Origin of the sequence: Promicromonospora soli, from assembly GCF_014653785.1 — a bacterium.
GTDB classification, from domain to species: domain Bacteria; phylum Actinomycetota; class Actinomycetes; order Actinomycetales; family Cellulomonadaceae; genus Promicromonospora; species Promicromonospora soli.
This window is the reverse complement of the sequence record NZ_BNAS01000005.1, coordinates 333,715-348,840: the sequence shown is the minus strand read 5'-3', so window position 1 is coordinate 348,840 and position 15,126 is coordinate 333,715. Positions and strand designations below refer to the sequence as shown.

General features: G+C 70.7%; 14 protein-coding genes. 7 read left to right on the top strand and 7 right to left on the bottom strand.

What is annotated here, in order from left to right; all coding sequences use genetic code 11:
• Positions 1–67: 67 nt before the first annotated feature.
• Positions 68–919, bottom strand: a complete 852-nt coding sequence (locus tag IE250_RS17715) for an SGNH/GDSL hydrolase family protein (protein WP_373301715.1) — start codon at positions 917–919, stop codon at positions 68–70.
• Positions 920–1,072: 153 nt separating this feature from the next.
• Between IE250_RS17715 and IE250_RS17710 the strand changes: the two genes are divergently transcribed.
• From IE250_RS17710 to groL, 6 genes are all read left to right on the top strand, one after another.
• Positions 1,073–1,735: a uracil-DNA glycosylase gene (locus IE250_RS17710; protein ID WP_189670720.1), complete on the top strand. Its 663-nt coding sequence runs from the start codon at positions 1,073–1,075 to the stop codon at positions 1,733–1,735.
• A gap of 106 nt (positions 1,736–1,841) precedes the next feature.
• Positions 1,842–2,150, top strand: coding sequence for a DUF3263 domain-containing protein (locus IE250_RS17705; RefSeq protein ID WP_189670600.1), 309 nt, complete (start codon positions 1,842–1,844; stop codon positions 2,148–2,150).
• Positions 2,151–2,192: 42 nt separating this feature from the next.
• Positions 2,193–2,813, top strand: a complete 621-nt coding sequence (locus IE250_RS17700; RefSeq protein ID WP_189670599.1) for a LytR C-terminal domain-containing protein — start codon at positions 2,193–2,195, stop codon at positions 2,811–2,813.
• Between the two features lie 193 nt (positions 2,814–3,006).
• A complete protein-coding gene (locus IE250_RS17695) occupies positions 3,007–3,210 on the top strand; it encodes a cold-shock protein (RefSeq protein WP_036964095.1) in 204 nt (67 codons plus the stop codon).
• A gap of 225 nt (positions 3,211–3,435) precedes the next feature.
• Positions 3,436–4,953 carry a phytoene desaturase family protein gene (locus tag IE250_RS17690; RefSeq protein ID WP_189670598.1) on the top strand — a complete coding sequence of 506 codons (1,518 nt, stop codon included), beginning with the start codon at positions 3,436–3,438 and terminating at the stop codon, positions 4,951–4,953.
• Positions 4,954–5,148: 195 nt separating this feature from the next.
• The gene (gene groL, locus IE250_RS17685; RefSeq protein WP_189670597.1) at positions 5,149–6,777 is read left to right on the top strand and encodes a chaperonin GroEL; all 1,629 of its coding nucleotides are present in this window, start codon (positions 5,149–5,151) and stop codon (positions 6,775–6,777) included.
• 102 nt (positions 6,778–6,879) lie between these two features.
• On the opposite strand, the gene IE250_RS17680 is transcribed toward groL, so the two are convergent.
• The 4 genes from IE250_RS17680 to IE250_RS17665 form a co-directional block, all read right to left on the bottom strand.
• Positions 6,880–7,206, bottom strand: a complete 327-nt coding sequence (locus IE250_RS17680; protein ID WP_308434157.1) for a WXG100 family type VII secretion target — start codon at positions 7,204–7,206, stop codon at positions 6,880–6,882.
• Between the two features lie 121 nt (positions 7,207–7,327).
• A complete protein-coding gene (locus IE250_RS17675) occupies positions 7,328–8,032 on the bottom strand; it encodes an HD domain-containing protein (RefSeq protein ID WP_189670596.1) in 705 nt (234 codons plus the stop codon).
• A 139-nt stretch (positions 8,033–8,171) separates the two neighbouring features.
• On the bottom strand, positions 8,172–9,653 hold the full coding sequence (locus IE250_RS17670) for a sensor histidine kinase (protein WP_189670595.1): 1,482 nt from the start codon (positions 9,651–9,653) through the stop codon (positions 8,172–8,174).
• A complete protein-coding gene (locus IE250_RS17665; RefSeq protein ID WP_189670594.1) occupies positions 9,646–10,371 on the bottom strand; it encodes a response regulator transcription factor in 726 nt (241 codons plus the stop codon). Before IE250_RS17665 ends, IE250_RS17670 begins: the two co-directional genes overlap by 8 nt.
• A gap of 115 nt (positions 10,372–10,486) precedes the next feature.
• On the opposite strand from IE250_RS17665, the gene IE250_RS17660 reads away from it, so the two are divergent.
• The gene (locus IE250_RS17660; RefSeq protein WP_189670593.1) at positions 10,487–11,080 is read left to right on the top strand and encodes an NYN domain-containing protein; all 594 of its coding nucleotides are present in this window, start codon (positions 10,487–10,489) and stop codon (positions 11,078–11,080) included.
• Positions 11,081–11,108: 28 nt separating this feature from the next.
• On the opposite strand, the gene IE250_RS17655 is transcribed toward IE250_RS17660, so the two are convergent.
• Together IE250_RS17655 and IE250_RS17650 are read right to left on the bottom strand one after the other, a co-directional pair.
• The gene (locus tag IE250_RS17655) at positions 11,109–13,292 is read right to left on the bottom strand and encodes a TPM domain-containing protein (RefSeq protein WP_189670592.1); all 2,184 of its coding nucleotides are present in this window, start codon (positions 13,290–13,292) and stop codon (positions 11,109–11,111) included.
• A 125-nt stretch (positions 13,293–13,417) separates the two neighbouring features.
• The gene (locus IE250_RS17650; RefSeq protein WP_189670591.1) at positions 13,418–15,115 is read right to left on the bottom strand and encodes a DNA repair helicase XPB; all 1,698 of its coding nucleotides are present in this window, start codon (positions 15,113–15,115) and stop codon (positions 13,418–13,420) included.
• Positions 15,116–15,126 lie beyond the last annotated feature (11 nt).

Genomic DNA, 15,126 nt, shown 5'->3' with positions numbered 1-15,126 from the left:
CCGCCGCGGGGACCGGTCGGGAGCGCCGTCGGTTGAGCCTGTGAGGCGATCCGGACCGGAGCAGGCGTTACGCGCGCGGCCACGTCTCCGGCGTCGGCCACTTTGCGGTGCGTCCGTCGCCGCTGGACGAGCCCGTCAGGCGGCGCTTGACCCACGGCCCCACGTGCTGGCGCATCCAGGCCGCGTTGGCGCGCGCCGTCTCGCGGAAGGCGACAGGTGGGGCGACGTCGAGCGGGACGTCGTACGTGGCGTCTTCCGGGTCGAGGCCGAGCGCGACCAGGGCTGCGTTCGCGACTCGCTGGTGCCCCTCGGGGATGAGGTGTATGCGGTCCTCGGACCACAGGCGCAGGTCGGCCAGTGATCGCATGCCCCACAGGTCCAGGACGTGCGCGCCATGGCGCTGGGCGATGGACCAGACGTTCGCGTTGAAGATACCCGTGCGACCGTTGGTCCAGCTGAGGGCCGCACCGGCCTTGAAGCCGGTGCCTATCAGGACGTCGGCGCCCGTGGCGCGGAGCGCGACGACGGCGTCCTCCAGTGCTGCCGAGATCGCGTCGAGATCAGCCTTGGCGCGCAGGATGTCGTTGCCGCCACCGACCAGCGAGACGAGGTCCGGCTGCGCGGCGATCGTGGCGTCGAGCTGCTCGGCGATGATCTGGCGCAGCTTGCGGCCGCGGATCGCGAGGTTCGCGTACTCGAGCGGCGCGTCGCCCGCCGCGATACGGCGTGCCGAAAGCGTGGCGGCGAGGATGTCGGCCCAGCCGCGCTGGACGTCCGGGGCGTCGGGGTACGGGTCCCACAGACCCTCCGAGAAGGAGTCGCCCATGGCGATGTACCGCGTCCAGCGGACGGGGGTGGTCGGGGGGAGGTCGGTGGTCGGGCCTTCCGGTTCTGGAGTCGTCGCGGTCACGGCGCTCATTGTTCCGCTTGCGCAGTGGAAATGCAGGAAGGGAAATGTGACGGGCAGCACAAACTGGCACTGTCGGTGGGTGCCGGTAATCTCCTTGGCGTGGAGACCACCGTGAACCCGACAGCCCCCGTAGACAGTGCTGCCGCCTCCGGCCCGCGCCCGTTGTCGCAGGTCATCGCGCCGGACTGGGCCGAGGCTCTGGCCGCCGTCGAGCCGCGCATCCATGCGATGGGCGATTTCCTCCGCACGGAGGTCGCTCAGGGACGGACCTACCTGCCTGCGGGTGAAAACGTGCTGGCGGCGTTCAAGCGACCGCTCGCGGCCGTGCGCGTGCTCATCGTGGGCCAGGACCCGTACCCCACGCCGGGCCACGCCATGGGGCTGTCCTTCTCCGTCCAGCCGGACGTGCGTCCGATTCCGCGGTCGCTGGTCAACATCTACCAGGAGCTGCACGACGATCTCGGTGTCCCGCTCCCGTCGAACGGCGACCTGCGGCCCTGGGCGGACCAGGGCGTCATGCTGCTGAACAGGACGCTGACCTGCCGGCCCGGCGCTTCCGACTCCCACGCGGGCAAGGGCTGGGAGGAGGTCACCGAGGCGGCGATCCGTGCGCTGGTGGCGCGTGGCGGCCCGCTCGTGGCGATCTTGTGGGGCGCGAAGGCGCGCAACCTGAAGCCGTTGCTCGGCGACGTCCCGATCATCGAGAGCGCGCACCCGTCGCCGCTGTCGGCACGCAGCGGCTTCTTCGGGTCAAGGCCCTTCTCGCGGGCCAACGCGCTGCTCGAGCAGCAGGGCGCGCAGCCGGTCGACTGGCGTCTTCCGTAGGCGTCGACGCGAGTACGTTTCGGCGTCGCGGGGCGGGGCGGCGTGTTGACACTGTGAAAGGGCAAGGGTGAATGACAGTCAGGCACTCCGGGCATACGGTGACCCGATGAGCGAGATGCTGGTTTCCGACGCGAATGCCCCTGTTGTCCGGGGGGTCGAGGGCGAGCTCTCCGATCGCGACCGCGAGATCCTCGCGTTCGAGCGCCAGTGGTGGAAGTACGCCGGCGCCAAGGAGGAAGCGGTGCGTGAGTCGTTCGACCTGACCGCGACGCGCTACTACCAGGTTCTGAATGCGCTGATCGACTCACCGGCGGCCCTGGAACATGACCCGATGCTGGTCAAGCGCCTGCGAAGGCTTCGATCGACCCATCAGCGCACACGTACCACGCGACGCCTGGCCGACGAGAACCACTGAGAACGCACCGATCCGTCACAACGACCCGCTACTCTCTCTGCCGTGACGAAGAGTGGCTACCCCTACCCGCCCGACGAGTTCGACGTCGCTGTCCCCGGGGGCGCACCGGTGGGTGTGCACCGTGCACCGCGCAGCGGCTGGAGCTCGGCCTGGCCGTTCCTGTTGGTCGCCGTTGTCTGCGCTGCTGTGGCGTGGGGCGGCATCACGCTGCTGTCCGGAGGTGACGACCCTGCAGAGGCGCAGGGTGGGCCCTCTGCTTCGGCCTCAGCGTCTGCCTCGGCATCCGCGTCGCCGAGCGCTTCGCCGAAAGCGTCGAAGTCGCCGCCTGCGGAGGAGCCGGCTTCAGGGGTTACGGGTGATCCTGCCGCGGCCGACCTCACGGCGCCGATCCAGGTGCTGAACTCCGGTGCTCCGACGGGCTCGGCGGGGACCGCCGCAGAGGCGATTGCTTCGGCGGGATTCACGGGCACCATCACGCCTGAGGACGACACTGAAGGGCTCGGCGAGGGCTACACCGAGACCACTGTGCTGTACGGCGCAGACCGTGCCGACACCGCGGCCGCGGTCGCAGAGGCGATCGGTGCAACCAGTGCTATCGAGTCGGCGGATGTCACCGCGTCGGAATTCGCGGTAGTCGTCATCCTCAAGACGGCGGTCGGCTGACCCCCTCAACCCGTACCACTAGGTTGATATTCGCCGGTCGGCTCCCTGGCTCAGCCCTCTGACCTGCACGTTCGCCATCCGCTTAATGCCGCATACCGGGCATTGAGGCTTCCCTGGTGTGAGACGGACCACTACGCTCGAACCACCACGGGTCGACCGAGTGTCCCGTGCAGAGGTACAAGGAGAACTACGCATGGCCCAGGGCACCGTCAAGTGGTTCAACGCCGAGAAGGGGTATGGCTTCATTACCCCTACCGCCGGCGGCCAGGACCTTTTTGTTCACTACAGTGCGATCCAGTCCGACGGTTACCGGTCCCTCGATGAGGGACAGGAAGTCGAATACGAGGTGGGGCAGGGACAGAAGGGTCCGCAGGCAGAGCAGGTTCGTCCACTCTGATTCGATGGGACGACGGGCGGGAAGGGCCCGCCCGTCGCCCGCCGCCCCCCACACAGGATGCCGGGACCCAGACCCTGGCATCCGATCTGGACGGTCGATGACGACCGGTATCGCACAGTGTCGGACGACGTTGCCCGACGCCTCCGAGCAGCCGCCCGTACCGCGGCTGCTCGTTCGGTTCTCGCCCGGTGCCCCCCGCGCCGGGCCCCGTGATTCGATGGGGCAGTGACCCTCCTCGACGCGGTGGTGGTGGGCTCCGGGCCCAATGGCCTGGCAGCCGCGGTGACGCTCGCCCGCGCAGGGATGGGGGTCCGGGTCCTGGAGGCCCAGCCGACGGTCGGCGGCGGAGCACGCACGCGCCCGATCCCCGAGCTCGCGAGCGACCTGGTCTTCGACCTCTGCTCCGCCGTGCATCCCATGGCCTGGGCGTCACCGTTCTTCCGGGCGTTCGACCTCCCCGGGCGCGGCGTCGGCCTCGTCGCGCCTGACATCGCCTACGCCCAGCCGCTCGACGACGGCCGTGCCGGTATCGCCTTCCGCGACCTGGCTCTGACCGCTGACCGCCTGGGGCACGACGGCGACGCCTGGCGCGAGCTGTTCGGTCCCCTCGCGGCCGACTGGCGACAGATCACTGCGCTCGCCATGGGGGACAAGCGGACCGTGCGGGGCATGCTGGAGGGCGCGCGCAGCTCCCGCGGGCAGTCACCCACGGCAGGGGGACTTGCCTCGGCAGTCCGACCCGGCCTGCGGTTCGGCGCGGCCCTCCTCGAGCAGGGCGGCCCTCGCTGGGACCGCCGGTTTCTCACCGAGGAGGCGAAGGCGCTGCTGACCGGCGTCGCCGCCCACGCGATCACGCCGCTCCCGTCGTTCGCGGGGGCGGGCACTGCCCTGCTCCTCGCGGCCCTCGCGCACGCAGAGGGCGGCTGGGCGATCCCGGTCGGCGGCTCCCAGGCCATCATCAATGCGATGGTCAGCGACCTTGAGGCGCACGGGGGCGTCGTGGAGGTCGGCCGCCGGGTCGAGAGCTGGCGGGACCTCCCGCCGTCCCGCGCGGTCCTCTTCGACACCACCCCCCGCACCCTGCTCCGGATAGCGGGGGACCGGATCCGGTCCCCGCGCCGCGGCGCCCTGAACAGGTTCCGGCACGGCAACGCGGCGGCCAAGGTCGACTTCGTCCTGTCGGGTCCGATCCCCTGGAAGGTGACCGACGTCGGACGCGCGGCGACCGTGCACGTCGGCGGCACGCGGGCCGAGATGGTCGTGGCGGAAGACACCGTCGCGCACGGGCTCCATGCCGACAAGCCGATGGTCCTGGTCAGCGACCCGACCGTCGCCGACCCGGGCCGTGCGCGGGGCGGGGTGCGGCCCCTGTGGGCGTACGCCCACGTGCCGGCCGGCTCGCCGCAGGACGTCACCGAGGCGGTCACCCGGCAGATCGAACGGTTCGCGCCCGGGTTCCGCGACGTCGTCGTCGGCTCACGGTGCATTCCCGCCGCCCAGATGGATCGGCACAACGAGAACTACCCGGGGGGCGACATCTCGGCGGGCGCGGCCACCATGTGGCAGATGGTCGCTCGGCCCACCCTCTCGCCCGACCCGTACCAGGTGGCCGAAGGCGTGTACCTCTGCTCGGCGTCGACCCCGCCGGGCCCGGGTGTGCACGGCATGGGAGGGTGGCACGCCGCCCGCCGGGCGCTGCTGCGGGAGTTCGACGTCCGCACCGTCCCTGACCTGCGCCCGTGACCGACCTGACGTGCCGCGCCTTGCACTCTCATGGTCCGAGTGCCAATAATGTCTTAGCACTCTCCGTTCGAGAGTGACAGCAGGGTCGAATGGTGAGGCCTCCTGTCGCGGCGAGACATGATCGTCGGGACGGCAGGCCGTCCGTCGCGGGCACCGGCCGGCCTGGACAACGCCACCAGCGGAGGATTCATCCCCATGGCCAAGATCATCGCTTTCGACGAGGAAGCTCGTCGGAGCATGGAGCGCGGGCTCAACCAGCTCGCCGACACGGTGAAGGTCACGCTCGGCCCCAAGGGCCGCAACGTCGTTCTCGACAAGAAGTGGGGCGCCCCCACGATCACGAACGACGGTGTCTCCATCGCCAAGGAGATCGAGCTCGACGACCCGTTCGAGAAGATCGGCGCGGAGCTCGTCAAGGAGGTCGCCAAGAAGACTGACGACGTCGCGGGTGACGGCACCACCACCGCCACCGTGCTCGCCCAGGCGCTCGTCAAGGAGGGCCTGCGCGTCGTTGCCGCCGGGGCCAACCCGATCGCCATCAAGCGCGGCATCGAGAAGGCCGTCGAGGCCGTCACCGAGCAGCTGCTGAACGCTGCCAAGGAGATCGAGACCAAGGAAGAGATCGCTGCCACGGCCGCGATCTCGGCCGGTGACCCGGCGATCGGCGAGCTCATCGCCGAGGCTCTCGACAAGGTGGGCAAGGAAGGCGTCATCACCGTCGAGGAGTCGAACACCTTCGGCCTCGAGCTCGAGCTCACCGAGGGTATGCGCTTCGACAAGGGCTTCCTCGCCCGCTACTTCGAGACGGACCCTGAGCGCCAGGAAGCCGTGCTCGAGGACCCGTACGTCCTGATCGTCGAGTCGAAGATCTCGAGCGTCAAGGACATGCTGCCGCTGCTCGACCAGGTCATGAAGTCGGGCAAGTCGCTCCTCATCATCGCCGAGGACGTCGAGGGCGAGGCCCTGGCGACCCTGGTGCTGAACAAGATCCGTGGCACCTTCAAGTCCGTCGCCGTCAAGGCCCCGGGCTTCGGCGACCGCCGCAAGGCGATGCTGCAGGACATCGCGATCCTCACCGGCGGCCAGGTCATCACCGAGACGGTGGGTCTCAAGCTGGAGAACGCCACGCTCGAGGAGCTCGGCCAGGCGCGCAAGGTCGTCGTCACCAAGGACGAGACCACGATCGTCGAGGGTGCCGGCGACGCCGACCTCATCGCCGGTCGCGTGAACCAGATCCGCAGCGAGATCGACAAGTCGGACTCCGACTACGACCGCGAGAAGCTGCAGGAGCGCCTCGCCAAGCTGGCCGGCGGCGTGGCCGTCATCAAGGCCGGTGCGGCCACCGAGGTGGAGCTCAAGGAGCGCAAGCACCGCATCGAGGACGCCGTTCGCAACGCGAAGGCTGCCGTCGAGGAGGGCATCGTCGCCGGTGGTGGCGTGGCCCTCATCCAGGCCGGTGCCGTCGCGTTCGCCAAGCTCGAGCTCGAGGGTGACGAGGCGATCGGCGCCACGATCGTGCGTGCCGCGATCGACGCCCCGCTCAAGCAGATCGCTATCAACGCCGGCCTCGAGGGCGGCGTCGTGGCGGAGAAGGTGCGCAACCTCCCCTCCGGTCATGGCCTGAACGCCGCGACCGGTGTGTACGAGGACCTGCTCGCCGCCGGCGTGAACGACCCGGTCAAGGTGACCCGTTCTGCTCTGCAGAACGCGGCCTCGATCGCCGCGCTGTTCCTCACCACCGAGGCCGTCGTCGCCGACAAGCCGGAGCCCGTCGGGGCCTCGGCCGGCGACCCGTCCGGTGGCATGGGCGGCATGGACTTCTGAGTCCTGCCTGACCCACCTGGGCTACGGCCCGGGTACCTGTCCGACGCCGGTCGGTCACCTTCTTCTACGGAGGGCGACCGGCCGGCGTCGGCCATTGTGTTGTCAGGCGAACATGCGCGTGGCTGCCGCCTCGGCATCCGCGTAGGTGCGGGCTGCCGCCGCCAGGGCTGCCTGGATCGCATCCAGCGCACCCTCGACCTGCGCCTGGGCGCCCCGCCACTGCGCGACCGTGCCGCCGAACGCGGCCGCAGCCGGCCCCTGCCAGGTCGCCTGCAGCGCGTCGAGGTTGCGCATGAGCGCGCCCACCTCCGTGCGCACCGTCGCCACCGAGCCCGCTACCGCCGTGCTCGCCTGCTCCACCTGGTCGCTGTCGACCTCGAACCGCATGATCATCGCCTCCCGCGCGCCGGCCCGTCCGGCGTCGTGCAACGACGATAGGTACGTGCCGGACGACGGCGGGGGTGCGCCCAAGGCGCGCTGTGCACAGGCGCGGCGAAGCCGGGCATGTGGTCGTGCTCGAACCGCTGCCGGGTCGTGCGGAGGGTCTGTGTCAGGCCGAGCCGAGCTTGGCCTGCTCCTTGCGCAGCCGGTGCAGCTCCATGTCGAGGTTCTGCCGCGCGGGCTCCTCCCACGCGGCGCCCATCGGGCTGAGGAACAGCGACTTGCGGGCGAGCAGCCGCTCGATCACCCGGATCCGCGCCTTGAGGTACGCGTCCGTCGGGATGTGCCCGTACTCGGCGCGTATCGCCGTCTTGTACTCCTTGTACCGCTGGGGCTCGGCGGCGAGCATCGCGAGATCGGCGTCGTTCAGCACCGCGGCGTCGAAGTCGGTGGGGTCCGGCGCGTGCCGGACGATGGCGTTGACAAGGTCGGCGACCCGGGCCGCCGCGCGGGGAGGCACTCCCAGACCGGTCAGCTCCTCGCGCGCCAGGTCCGCGGAGGCCGTTGACTGCTCGCCGCCCTGCGAGGCCTCCGCGACCTTGCGCTCCGCGCTGAACACGGCGCCGTGGTACCAGGCCGCGAGCCGGACCAGGTCGGGTTCGTGAGTCTCCTCGGCGAGCTGGTCCACGCGGTGCAGGACAGCGACCAGGTGGCGCAGGTTGTGGAAGTGCCGGTCCTCGTCGGCCCATCTGTTGAGGAGCGACTGGCCAACTTCTTCGATTACCTCGGTATCCGCCGTGGCTCCCGCGCCCACCGCACTGCGGACGAAAGACGAGAGCAGCCACTGCGGCGCGTCAGACGTCAGCACGCCCATGTGAATTCTGCCTAACGGTTGAGGTCGGTCACTGCACTGCCAGCCTATTACCGATCCGGTCAGCGGCGGCTACCAGCATCTTGGATGCTGGTCAGCCCCCGGTGCGCCACGCTGGCTGCGCCCCGGCGCCATAGGACCGTCAGAGCGGCAGCGTGAGCCGGACCGTGAGGCCGCCGCCGGCGGTGGGCGCCACCTCGATGTGCCCGCCGTGCGTGCCCACGATCGCCGCGACGATCGCCATCCCCAGCCCCGAACCGCCCGACTCGCGGGTACGCGACGAGTCCGCGCGGTAGAACCGCTCGAAGATCCGGCTGCCCTGCTCCTCGGTGAGGCCCGGGCCGTGGTCGCGCACCTCGAGCACGGCGACGCCGTCGTCCTTCCGCACTCCGAGCGCGATCTCGGCGGGCGTACCCGACGGCGTGTGCCGCGCGACGTTGCCGATGAGGTTGGTGAGGACCTGCCGCAGCCGGTCGGCGTCGCCCTCCACGACCAGCGAGTCGGGGACCTGTCCCGTCGGGTCGTCCGGATCCGGGTCGTCCTCGCCGCCACCGGCCGCGAGCGGCACTACGGCGACCTCACGCGTCGGGTCCAGGGCGTGCAGGTCCTGGGCGGAGTCCCGCGCGAGCTCTGCCAGGTCGACGTCCTCCCGGGCGACGGGCCGGCCCTCGTCGAGCCGGGCGAGCACCAGCAGGTCGTTGACGAGCTTGCCCATCCGGCGGGCGGCGTCCTCGATGCGGAACATCGTGTCGTCGACCTTGTCCGTCGTGTCCAGGGCGCCCAGCCGGTACAGCTCGCCGTAGCCGCGGATGGTCGCGAGCGGCGTGCGCAGCTCGTGCGACGCGTCCGAGACGAACTGCCGCATCCGCACCTCGGACGCCTCCTGCGCGGCGAAGGCCCGCTCGATCTGCGTAAGCATCGCGTTGAGCGACGCCGCGAGCGAACCCATCTCCGTACCTGGCGGGGCCTCGGGGACGCGCTGCGTGAGGTCGCCCGCCGCGATCTGCGCGGCCGTGTGCTCCACGGACCGCAGGGACCGCAGCGACCGTTCCACGAGCACCCACGCCGTGAGCCCGCCGAGCAGCACGATCCCCAGCCCGGACAGGATCAGGGTGCGGGTCAGGATCGAGACGGTCTTGTCCAGGCCGACCATCGGCAGTGCCACGTAGACGACCGCCCGCTCGCCCGTCGCGTTGACCCGGGCGGTGAGGGCCACGACACGCCAGCTCTCGGTCTCCGAGGTGATGCTCGACGACGACACGGTGAACGGCTCGCCCTTGCTTGCGGCCGCCTCGTCGTACGTCATGGCCGGCAGGTTGGGGATGCCGTAGAGCGTCACGGCGGCGTCAGTGCGGTTCGACTTGACGTCGCCGCTCTCGCTGATCACCCGGACGTAGTAGTCGCTCGGCAGGCCCTGCCCGATGCCCGGCTGCGGAAACGTGGCGAGTGGCACGGCGCTGGTGTGCAGCTCCTCGTCGACCTGCCGCACCAGGAAGTTCGACACCACGGTGGTGGTGGCGATCCCCGCGATGCCCAGTCCCGCGGCCAGCAGGAGCGAGATGATCGCGACGAGCCTGGCGCGCAGCGGGATGCCGGACAGACGCTCCTTGATCCGGTCAAGCACGGGCTGGCTGCGGGGCGCGCAGCAGGTACCCCACGCCGCGCTTCGTGTGGATCAGTGGGGGCAGGGTCTCGCCCTCGACCTCGACGGTGTCGATCTTGCGCCGCAGGTACGAGATGTATGACTCGACGATGTTCGCGTCGCCGCCCCAGTCGTACTGCCACACGTGGTCCAGGATCTGTGCCTTGGACAGGACGCGGCCGGAGTTGAGCATGAGGTACCGCAGCAACTTGAACTCCGTGGGGGACAGCTCCACCTCGACGCCCGCGCGGCGCACCTCGTGCGAGTCCTCATCCATCTCCAGGTCGCCGACGTGCAGCACGGCCTCCTCCTCCGGGGCGGGCACGCCCGTGCGGCGCAGCACCGCACGGATCCGGGCCACTACCTCCTCGAGGCTGAACGGCTTGGTCACGTAGTCGTCGCCGCCCACGGTGAGGCCCTGCACCTTGTCCTGCGTGTCGTCCTTCGCCGTGAGGAAGACGACGGGGGTGTGCCGGCCCGTCGCACGCATGCGGCGCGTCACCGTGAAGCCGTCCATGTCGGGGAGCATCACGTCGAGGACCACGAGGTCCGGCTCCACGTCGCGCACGAGCTGGAGGGCGCCATTACCGTCCGCGGCCGCATGTACCTCGAAGCCCGCAAAACGCAGGGAGGTGGACAGGAGCTCACGGATGTTCGGTTCGTCGTCGACGACGACGAGACGCGCCTCAGGAGTAGCCATGTTTCAAGTGTGCGGCTGGTTCCTGAACGATGCCTGAGTTTCGCCCGGGAAATTGCCCCGACCCGGGCAGCGCATCATCCGGCCCGCCACCTGGCACGCCGCTAGGCTGTCCTGCATGTCAGCACCGTTCCCGCAGGAGCCTGGACAGACGCCCCGGCGCACGTATCTCATCGTCGACGGTGAGAACATCGACGCCACGCTCGGCATGAACGTGCTGAACCGCCGGCCCGCTCCCGAGGAACGCCCCCGCTGGGACCGCATCTCCGCGTTCGCGGAGAAGGTGTGGTCGCAGAACGTCGTGCCGCTGTTCTTCCTCAACGCGACGTCCGGCCAGATGCCGATGCCGTTCGTGCAGGCTCTGCTCGCCATGGGCTACAAGCCGATCCCGCTGGCCGCGCAGGGTTCGGAGAAGGTAGTCGACGTTGGTATCCAGCGCACCCTCGACGCGCTGATGGACCGCCCCGGCGACGTGCTCCTCGCGAGCCACGACGGCGACTTCCTGCCGCAGATCGAGGCCCTGCTCGACGACGACGACCGCCGCGTCGGCCTGCTGGGCTTCCGGGAGTTCGTCAACGCCCGGTTCACGGACCTGGAGCAGCGCGGCCTCGTCATGTACGACCTCGAGGCCGACGCCGACGCCTTCACCACCATGCTGCCGCGCGTCCGCATCATCCCGATCGAGGAGTTCGACCCGCTGCGCTACCTGTAGCCGGGGACGATCATCCACGGAGCGGCGGCTACTTGGCCTGCGCCGGCCACCAGGCGCGGACCGTGCCCAGCTTCCTGAGCGCCACGGGGCGCCCGCCGCCGAACCCGCCGCCGCCGAACCCGCCCCCGATGGCCGCGTTGTGGGCGCGCCTGCGTGAGCGTGCCAGGCGCGGGTCGAACAGGATGCCACCGAGCATCATGCCGCCGGTGATCGGGCCGTTCGCGTCGGGCCCGTCCGTTGCGGGCTCTTCCTCCGCGGCGGAAACGGTCACGACGGCGTCCGCGTCCCGGCGGGCGAGCCGCGCGGCCTCCTGCACCAGCGTGTTCGCGCTCTGGGCCTCGTCCAGTGCTACCGCGGGGGCGGTCGAGTGGAGCGAGCGGGCGACGTCGGCCAGCCGGACCGCCTCCGCGAGCCGCGTCCGCGCCGTCGCGCCTACGGCTCCGCGTCGCGTGGCGACGAAGTCGGCGGTCTGGCGCAGCTGCGCGTCGACCCGGCCGAGCGTGTCCCGCAGCAGCGCGGACGCCCGTGCCGCCACCTCGGTGGCGTCGCGGGTGGTCGCCAGGGCGGCGTCGAGCGCGGCCTCCGCGGCGGCGATGCGCTGCAGCCCCACCAGCGGGTCGCCGCCGTCGCGCGTCACCTCGACATGCTTGAGCGAGGCCTGGGCGGCGGTACGCGCGAGCGTGACACGCAGGTCGCCCTCGACCGACTTGGCAGACTTCACGTCCTGGGTGAGCGACGCTACCGACTTGTCGAGCCGTCCGGCGGCCTCCGCGAGATAGCCGGCGGTCGCGTCGACGGCGTCGAGCAGCATGACGGCCTGGCCCAGCGCGTTCTGTGCGCTCCGCACGTGCGCCACGGCTATCGCCTGGTTCCCGGCTGCCAGGGCCGACCGTCCGGCGGCGACGGCCTCCTTGGTGTTGGCGAGCAGCAGCTCCGCCTGCTCCGGGTTGCCCGACACCGTCGCCAGCGTGCTCGCCGGGTACGTCCCCGCGAGCTGCGCGAGCACGTCGCGTGCGGTGGCCACCCGGCTGACGACCTCGGGCTCGGCGGCGACGACGTCGGCCAGCACCTCCGGGGCGCGCTGCTGCAGGCGGCGCAGGTCGTCGAACGCTCGTGTCCGCGCGTCGAGCGCGTCGGCCGCGCCGTCGCACAGCGCGATGATCTGGGTCAGGCGCGCACGCCGCTCGGCGTCGGACCCGTAGTCGCGCCCGGCGTCGTCCGGCCGGCCGTCCTCCGCCTGCGTTGCCGTGACGTCCAGCGCCTGCCGGATCGCGAACGCCTCGCGGACGTCGCCGGCGGCGCGCGCCAGGATCTGCTCGAAGTCCCTCGTCGCGTCAGCGCCCAGCTCCGTGCGGGCGAAGCCGAGCTCCTGGTCGCAGGTCTTCAGCGCGTCGTCGATGCCGACCAGGGCGGCCGCGGCGCGCTCGTCCAGCTCGGCGAGGGGCAGCTCGTCCAGTGTCGTGCGGGCGGGTGCCGAAAGGTGGTCCGTGAGCCGCGCGAGGCGCGGCACGGCGAACCGCCACATGACGTACCCGATCGCGACGAGCAACAGGGCGGCGGCGAGGGCGATGCCGGCCAGGAGGATCGGGCTGGTCGCGTCGGCCTGGGCCCGGCGCACGGTGTCGACGGCGTCGGTAGCGGCCGCGGCCCACTGCTCCTCCTCGACGGAGGCGGCGACGGTGCTGTCGATCTCACCGAGCTGGGTGTCCGTCAGGGCGACGTTGGTGTCCGCGGACAGGCCGAACTGCTGGTCGGCGGTGGCGATGGCCAGGAGCAGGTCGTCCGTGCCGAACCCTGACAGGTTGGCGCTCGCGTTGGCCCAGTCCACCGGATCGATGCCGTCGAAGCTCTCGATGTACACGACGAACATGCGCAGGTCCGACTCGTCGGCGAGCCGGTCGATGGCGGCCTGCAGCTCCTGGCGCTCGGCGTCGCTCAGCGCGCCCGTGCCGTCGGTCACGGGGTCCGTGAGGGTGATCGGCGGCGATGCCGGGAGCACGTCCGACATGAGTTCGGCCTGCTTGGCCGCGGACAGGCGCGGCGAGACCGACGGCATCGGCTCGATGGGCTCCGTGACCGTCGCGTCGGCGGCCTGGGAGGTAGCCGCGAGAACGACGCCGACGAGGCCGACGAAGGCTGCGATGGTCCAGCCCCCGGTCGCCCGGGTGCTGGGATCGTATGGATGGTCGTGTCTTGCTGAGGACTCGATCACGCCCTGATCGTCACCCCCGGCTCATGTCCTCGCAATTTGAGACGAAAACGTTGCGTATAAGCAACGACTTCCCGGGTGAACGCCCAGCGTGAAGGTGGTTTTTCACGCCGGGCGCTGGCCCGCCCTCAGAATGATGGGGAATCAGCCGGCGACTCGTCCAGATCCTCCGCATCCACGATGCGGTACGCGTATCCCTGCTCGGCCAGGAACCGCTGCCGGTGGGCGGCGAAGTCCTGGTCCACGGTGTCCCGCGCGACGACTGCGTAGAAGTGCGCGGTGCGCCCGTCGGCCTTGGGCCGCATGATGCGCCCGAGGCGCTGCGCCTCCTCCTGCCGCGAGCCGAAGGATCCCGACACCTGGATCGCCACCGACGCCTCCGGCAGGTCCACCGAGTAGTTGGCGACCTTGCTCACCACGAGGCGCGAGATCTCGCCCTCGCGGAACGCCCCGAACAGCCGCTGCCGCTCCTTGTTCGTGGTCGCGCCCGTGATGATCGGCGCGCCGAGGTGCTCCGCCAGCTCCTCGAGCTGGTCGATGTACTGCCCGATGACGAGCACCTGGTCGTCCGGGTGGCGCGCGACGATCTGCTCCACCACCTTCTTCTTGCCCGACGCCGACGCGGCGAGCCGGTACTTGTCCTCCATCTCGGCCGTCGCGTACGTCATGCGCTCGCTCTCCGGGAGCGTGAGCCGCACCTCCACGCAGTCCGCTGGCGCGATGTAGCCCTGGGCCTCGATGTCCTTCCACGGCGCGTCGAACCGCTTGGGCCCGATGAGGCTGAACACCTCGTCCTCGCGGCCGTCCTCACGTACCAGCGTGGCGGTGAGGCCGAGGCGTCGCCGGGCCTGCAGGTCCGCCGTCATCCGGAAGACCGGGGCAGGCAGCAGGTGCACCTCGTCGTACAGGACCAGGCCCCAGTCGCGGGCGTCGAGCAGCTCGAGGTGCGTGTAGACGCCCTTCCGCTTGGTCGTCAGCACCTGGTAGGTCGCGATGGTGACCGGCTTGATCTCCTTGCGGGCGCCGGAGTACTCGCCGATCTCGTCCTCGGTCAGGCTCGTGCGCCGCACCAGCTCGTCACGCCACTGGCGCGCGCTCACTGTGTTGGTCACCAGGATGAGCGTCGTCGTGCCCGACTTCGCCATCGCACCCGCGCCGACGATCGTCTTGCCCGCGCCGCAGGGCAGGACCACGACGCCCGACCCGCCGTGCCAGAACCCGTCCACTGCCTGCGCCTGGTAGGGCCGCATCTCCCACGCGGCGGCCTTCTCGTGCGGCGTCCGGGGCTTTGTGGTGGGGCTCAGCTCGATCGGGTGCTTCTCGCCGTCGACGTAGCCCGCGAGGTCCTCGGCCGGCCAGCCCAGCTTCACCAGGACCTGCTTGAGGTGCCCGCGCTCGGAGGGGTGCACGGCCACAGTGGACTCGTCCAGGCGCTCGCCGACCAGGCCCGCGGTGCGCCGCGACTTCAGCACCTCCGCGAGGACGGCCTTGTCGGTGGTGCGCAGCACGAGGCCGTGCGCCGGGTCCTGCGCCAGCTGGAGGCGCCCGTAGCGGGCCATCGTCTCGGCGACGTCGACCAGCAGCGCGTGCGGCACGGGGTACCGGCTGAACTCGATGAGCGTGTTCACGACCTGCTCCGCGTCGTGGCCGGCCGCGCGCGCGTTCCACAGGCCCAGCGCCGTCAGGCGGTAGGTGTGGACGTGCTCGGGCGCGCGCTCCAGCTCGGCGAAGGGCGCGATGGAGCGGCGCGCCTGCTCGGCACTCGGGTGGTCGACCTCCAGCAGGAGCGTCTTGTCGCTCTGCACGATCAGCGGGCCATCGGGCATGGGGTCTCCCT